6 protein-coding genes are annotated in these 5230 nt (G+C 50.9%); 3 read left to right on the top strand and 3 right to left on the bottom strand.

Annotated elements, in window-relative coordinates:
* Positions 1 to 534: alpha/beta fold hydrolase (locus tag B3P58_RS14500; RefSeq protein WP_286718562.1), on the top strand; the 534-nt coding region annotated here is incomplete at its 5' end.
* A gap of 41 nt (positions 535 to 575) precedes the next feature.
* Here the strand turns inward: B3P58_RS14500 and B3P58_RS14495 are convergent.
* Entirely contained in the window at positions 576 to 1316 is a 741-nt protein-coding gene (locus B3P58_RS14495) for a DUF599 domain-containing protein (protein ID WP_145469046.1), read from the bottom strand.
* A gap of 271 nt (positions 1317 to 1587) precedes the next feature.
* On the opposite strand from B3P58_RS14495, the gene B3P58_RS14490 reads away from it, so the two are divergent.
* On the top strand, positions 1588 to 1803 hold the full coding sequence (locus B3P58_RS14490; RefSeq protein ID WP_286718559.1) for a hypothetical protein: 216 nt from the start codon (positions 1588 to 1590) through the stop codon (positions 1801 to 1803).
* 187 nt (positions 1804 to 1990) lie between these two features.
* Entirely contained in the window at positions 1991 to 3880 is a 1890-nt protein-coding gene (locus B3P58_RS14485) for a hypothetical protein (protein WP_286718557.1), read from the top strand.
* A gap of 49 nt (positions 3881 to 3929) precedes the next feature.
* On the opposite strand, the gene B3P58_RS14480 is transcribed toward B3P58_RS14485, so the two are convergent.
* Positions 3930 to 4472, bottom strand: a complete 543-nt coding sequence (locus B3P58_RS14480) for a DUF6942 family protein (protein ID WP_286718555.1) — start codon at positions 4470 to 4472, stop codon at positions 3930 to 3932.
* Complete coding sequence (arsH, locus tag B3P58_RS14475; protein WP_286718553.1) at positions 4469 to 5179, bottom strand: arsenical resistance protein ArsH; 711 nt, start codon at positions 5177 to 5179, stop codon at positions 4469 to 4471. The genes B3P58_RS14480 and arsH overlap by 4 nt, the downstream gene beginning before the upstream one ends.
* Between the last annotated feature and the right edge of the window lie 51 nt (positions 5180 to 5230).

Below are 5230 nucleotides of genomic sequence, written 5' to 3'. Positions count from 1 at the left end.
ATGGGAGGATTGCTGGCGCAAATGCTGTGTGCACGCCAATTAGCAACAGCTGCGGTGTTAATTTGCCCGGCATCACCGGCCGGCGTACACGCTCTGACAGCATCCGTTGTGCGCAGCTTTTTTACTGTGATGACGCGCTGGGGTTTCTGGAAAAAGCCCAACAAACTCTCTCCGGCAGCAGCGCGCTACTCCCTCTTTAATCGTCTGCCAGATGACGCAGCACAGGATGCTTATCAGCAAATGCGCCATGAAAGTGGCCGCGCCGCCTTCGAAATTGGTTTCTGGTTGCTTGACCGGAATAAGGCCAGCCGGGTTGATGAGCGCAAAGTTACCCAGCCGTTACTGGTCATCTCCGGCGCCGACGATCACATCACCCCCGCAGCCATCAATAAAAAAGTCGCAGCGCGCTATACCAACGCCGAGTATCGCTGCTACACCAACCATGCCCACTGGCTGATTGCAGAACCCGGCTGGCAAAGCATTGCCGGAGATATCGCCGACTGGCTTAAGCAGAAGCACGGGCAGAACGCATAAAAAAACGCCGCAGATGCGGCGTTTTTTTACTGAATCGTGCTTCAGTAACGCGACAGTTCTTTATCGTCTTTAAATAACTTATCTCCGACGTTCTCAACCTTTTTCAGAGCTTCCAGCGAGTTTGACAAAAACTCCCGCTCATACAGCACCACTACCACCAATGCTGCTGCGGCAATAAACGCCCAGGGATGGATAAACCAGGTCAGGATGGCGAGTGAAAAATAAAAAGAGCGCAACCCGTAGTTATAACTGCGGCTGGCCTGATCAATGATTTTGGCACCATAAATCGCAAAGCTGCGGCGTTCAGCCGCGGTTACTGAATCATCGCCCGGTAACGGGGCTGCACCCACCAGAACGGAGGCAAAGCCAAACTGGCGCATCGACCAGGTAAAGGTGAAGAAGGCATAAATAAACACGCCGATTAAGGTCAGGATTTTCAGTTCCAGCGCCAGTAAGGTATCGACCACCGCAAACGAGACTCCGGACAACATACCCTCAACTTTATCGACGGCGGTCAGCGCAGTCAGCAAACCCGCAAGAATCAGCACACAGGAAGAGGCGAAGAAATTAACGTTACGCTCAAGATTGGCCAGCAGAGCGGCATCCCCCACCCGCACTTCGCGCTGCAGCAGGCGCCTCATCCAGTTGATGCGATGCACATGCAAAACAGACGATAGAGAGGCCGAGGTTTTCGCTTTGTACTTGGCAAACTGGGTATAGGCTACCCAGCAACCGATAAACCAGGCCAGGCTGAGCCAGTTAATTAAACCAATTTCCGACATGCAGCCATTCTCCAGATAAATCACAGTACAAAGATACGTCAGCATAACCGGATTAAAGCCCGGTATGAATACACCCGTACCGCAAGCCTGACTAAGTAGTTTTACCAGTCAGGCAGAGCAACTGGCAGGAAAGTTCTGTGCTTATAAAGATAACGATTGAACTGCTGCCGCTTTCTGCAATCATAGCGCCGGTTGCGGTATCCGCCGCCTCTGCCAACCGCAGCGGGAAACAGAGCAGAAAACACTGAGCCATCACATTACGGAGAGCAATATGAGCAAGAAAAGCAAAGCACTGGCGGGTCAGCCAGTCCGGCGTAACCTGCATGCCTGTGCGGCCATTATGCGCAAAGGCGGCGTACACGAGGCGACGACCAAGGCCAAACGTAATGAGGCCAAACGGCAACTGAACAAGGCAATGCGTGAGGGGGGCAACAGCTCCCCTTTTTATTGCCTGTTATTTGCCATCATCTCAGGGGGCATTGCCTGAGTAGCTGCCATCACCCCGTTTTGTACAGTGACAACCGGCTCTGCCTTACTGCTGCCGCCCCACAATCACGGCTGCTCTGAAAGCCCCCTTGCACCAGCATGATTACAATTTGATCAACAGCTCTTTACTACCAGAGAATAACCGATAGAATGCGCGTGATTTTGGACTAGGCAAAGGATAAGGAATCATGCGCATCTACAATCGTCTATCTGCCGTTATTGGCATATCTCTGTCATCAATTACCCATGCTGTTGTCGTTGACACACTGACAGACACCGCAGACGACAATCTGTGCTCGTTTAACGAAGCCATCATTGTTACAAACACCAATACGCCCAGTGGTGACTGTTCCGGAGCGGAGCTGGACACCATTGAGTTTGCAACCGGACTGTTTCAACAAGACAACATCACCGATGATACGGCGGTATTGGCGCTGACACTGTCATCGCTGCCAATCAATATTACCGATAATCTGACGATTGCCACCCCGGCTCCGGATACCGCACTCTCTGTTTTTATTGATCAGTATATTGCCGCCGTTTCCTTTACGACGGACCCGGCAATGAATACCGCCGTATTTGACATTGCTGAGAACACCACGTTTACACTGCAAGGCATACACGTTGACGGCACTAATGCACCTTCTGCCACACTCATTGCTCTGAACAGCAACAGTAATCTGGTACTGAATAATGTCAAAGTCAGCAACTTCGGCAACTGGAATCCTGAAGGCATTTCAGAGCTCAATAATCTGGGCCTGATTCATGGTAATTCTGCCGCAGATATTACTATTTCAGATTCCGAATTCCGGACAAACCGGGCAGCAGGCAATGGAGCTGTACTGAATATTACGGCTAACACCTTCAATATCAGCAATTCCCGCTTTGAAGCTAACCGGGCAATCTGGAACGGTACCACTGGTGACGGTGGTGCTATTGCCATTTCAGGCGGTACACAACTTAACATCAGGTCATCCATTTTCAGCCGTAACTCGTCTGAAGGTAATGGTGGAGCGATTGCAGTCCTGTCAACCAACGCAGCCGTTAAAACCGAAAACAGTAACTTCATTGAGAACTACGCCCTCGACAGTGGTGGTGCGATATACACACAAGGTTCTGCAACGCTCTACAATACCGCACTGCTGAAAAATCGTGCTGATTTGTACCAAGGGGATGATAGCGTTAAACCAGGCGCCGCATTATTTATAGATAACGATGCAATCGTTGAAGTATTCAACTCATTATTCGCATTGAATACTCTTGCGGTAAGTGGCGATAGCAATGACTGCTTCGGCAATCTGTCACGCATTGAATACTCGTTTATCAGCAGCCAGAATGGCTGTGTTTTACCGGCAAATACCGGAAACAGCATTGTTGATGCCAGCGAGATCCCTGAGCTGATAACGATGAAGGACACTGACAACCTTCTGATTGGCTACAAGACTAACAGTGCCGTACTGCTTGATGCCGGAGATGCCTCAGGTTGTAAAGGACTGGATGACACGACTCTGAACAGCGATATCAACGGTAATCCGCGCCCACGCCCATTTATTAATACGGTAGAACGTTGTGATATCGGATCTGTTGAAATGCAACCATTAACCGTACAGATCACGTCTGCTCAAAACGCCTACAACCTTCCATATTCTGGTGCAATCAACACACCGGAGAATGTAAAACTCATCGTCAGGAACACCGGGGCTGAACCACTCAAAGGGGTTAATGTCAGCTTCAGTACACCAGCGAATTTCGCGGTGAAGAATAATGGGCAGATAAAAAGCGGTAATCTGCAGTTATTCTTTGATATATCGCTTGAGCCCGGTAACTCTAAGGAGATCAATATCGCCATGGTTGCTTTGGCAGACAAACAGAATGCAGAGATTATATTCAACGTGACCTCTGAAGAAGCCTATACCGCTGCCTCACCTGTCTTTAACGATACATCTGTTACCGTTAAACTCAGCTCCGGTACACCAGCTGATACAACCGGAGCCGCCAATGACTCATCCGGTGGTGGCGGTGGTGCTTTATGGCTGCTGCCACTTAGCATTCTCTTTATGCGTCGCCGTAAAGGCTGATCAACGGGCGCCTGCTTTAAGGCAGGCGCCTGCTTCTGAACATCACTAATTACTTTCCAGCCAGCCCTGCCGACAGAAATCTCACCAGACGCTGAATTTTAATATCCGACAACTGGCGGTAATCAAAATACGGGCACAGCACCAACCCCGACGCTTTATGCAGGGCGAAGTCATTATCCAGCCAGATCAGCTCGGTACTTAAACCCAGAGTCTGGGCATAGCCTTTAGCCAGTAATAAACGGATTTTTGTAGTATCCCGGTTCAGTCCCGGCGGCGAAAACAATAACGCCTGGCCACTGCCCGCCTGCAATAACTGCTGATCGCGCAGATCCTGCCAACGTGTATAGCCAGACACGTCCTGATTGTTATCTCCGTTAATACTGGCCTGCTGCAGGGCAAAAATCAGCTTGGCATACACATTAAATATTTTCCGCCAATGATTGCCGGTTTCGCTGGCAATACGGGCAATATCTCCGCGCTGCAGCAGCTGCATTGCCTGCAGTTGCTGGTATTCCGCCAGCGGCGGACGGTTGGCGATAAATACCTGAATACCGGCGTTATCGTCACCGAGGCCAATTCTCTGCTTACTCATATTGAGCGCTGATTAACCCGCTTCATTAATTCTTCTGCGCTTTCTTTGCGCTCGGAGTAACGGTCCAGCAGGTAATCGTTGCGGTCGCGGGTTAACAGCGTAAATTTCAGCAACTCTTCCAGCACATCGACAATGCGGTCGTAATACGGTGACGGTTTCATACGGTCGGTATCGTCAAACTCAGCCCAGGCCTTGGCTACCGACGACTGGTTAGGGATGGTCAGCATCCGCATCCAGCGCCCCAGCACACGCATCTGATTCACCGCATTAAACGACTGTGAACCGCCGCATACCTGCATCACCGCCAGCGTTTTACCCTGCGTTGGCCGCACTGCACCCATATTCAGTGGAATCCAGTCAATCTGTGCTTTCATAATGCCGGTCATAGCACCGTGGCGCTCCGGTGAGCACCACACCATGCCTTCACTCCAGTTCACCAGTTCGCGTAATTCCTGCACTTTCGGGTGGCTGTCGTCACTGTCATCCGGCAGCGGTAAACCGCTGGGATTAAATACCCGGGTTTCGGCCCCCATGGCCTCTAATAAGCGCACACTTTCTTCCACCACCAGTCGGCTGAACGAACGGCTGCGCAGCGAGCCGTAGAGCAACAGAATCCGCGGCTTATGACTCGCCGCCTGACGGGAAAATAATTCGTCAGCGGCCGGTACTTTAAATAACTCCGGTATCAGGTTCGGTAAATCGCTCATGGCTTGTCCTCACTCAGCTGGGCCGCTGGAAACCAGTGACGGGTTTTATTG

The organism is Thalassolituus sp. UBA2009 (assembly GCF_002335285.1).
GTDB lineage: Bacteria > Pseudomonadota > Gammaproteobacteria > Pseudomonadales > Oceanobacteraceae > Venatoribacter > Venatoribacter alkanivorans.
Note: the sequence above shows the minus strand (reverse complement) of the source record. Positions and strands in the feature narration are given on the sequence as shown.

Bases quoted from the DNA above. Each gene is read 5' to 3' on its own strand.
- B3P58_RS14495 (WP_145469046.1), bottom strand. From the start codon at position 1,316: ATGTCGGAAATTGGTTTAATTAACTGGCTCAGCCTGGCCTGGTTTATC.
- B3P58_RS14490 (WP_286718559.1), top strand. From the start codon at position 1,588: ATGAGCAAGAAAAGCAAAGCACTGGCGGGTCAGCCAGTCCGGCGTAAC.
- B3P58_RS14485 (WP_286718557.1), top strand. From the start codon at position 1,991: ATGCGCATCTACAATCGTCTATCTGCCGTTATTGGCATATCTCTGTCA.
- B3P58_RS14480 (WP_286718555.1), bottom strand. From the start codon at position 4,472: ATGAGTAAGCAGAGAATTGGCCTCGGTGACGATAACGCCGGTATTCAG.
- arsH (WP_286718553.1), bottom strand. From the start codon at position 5,179: ATGAGCGATTTACCGAACCTGATACCGGAGTTATTTAAAGTACCGGCC.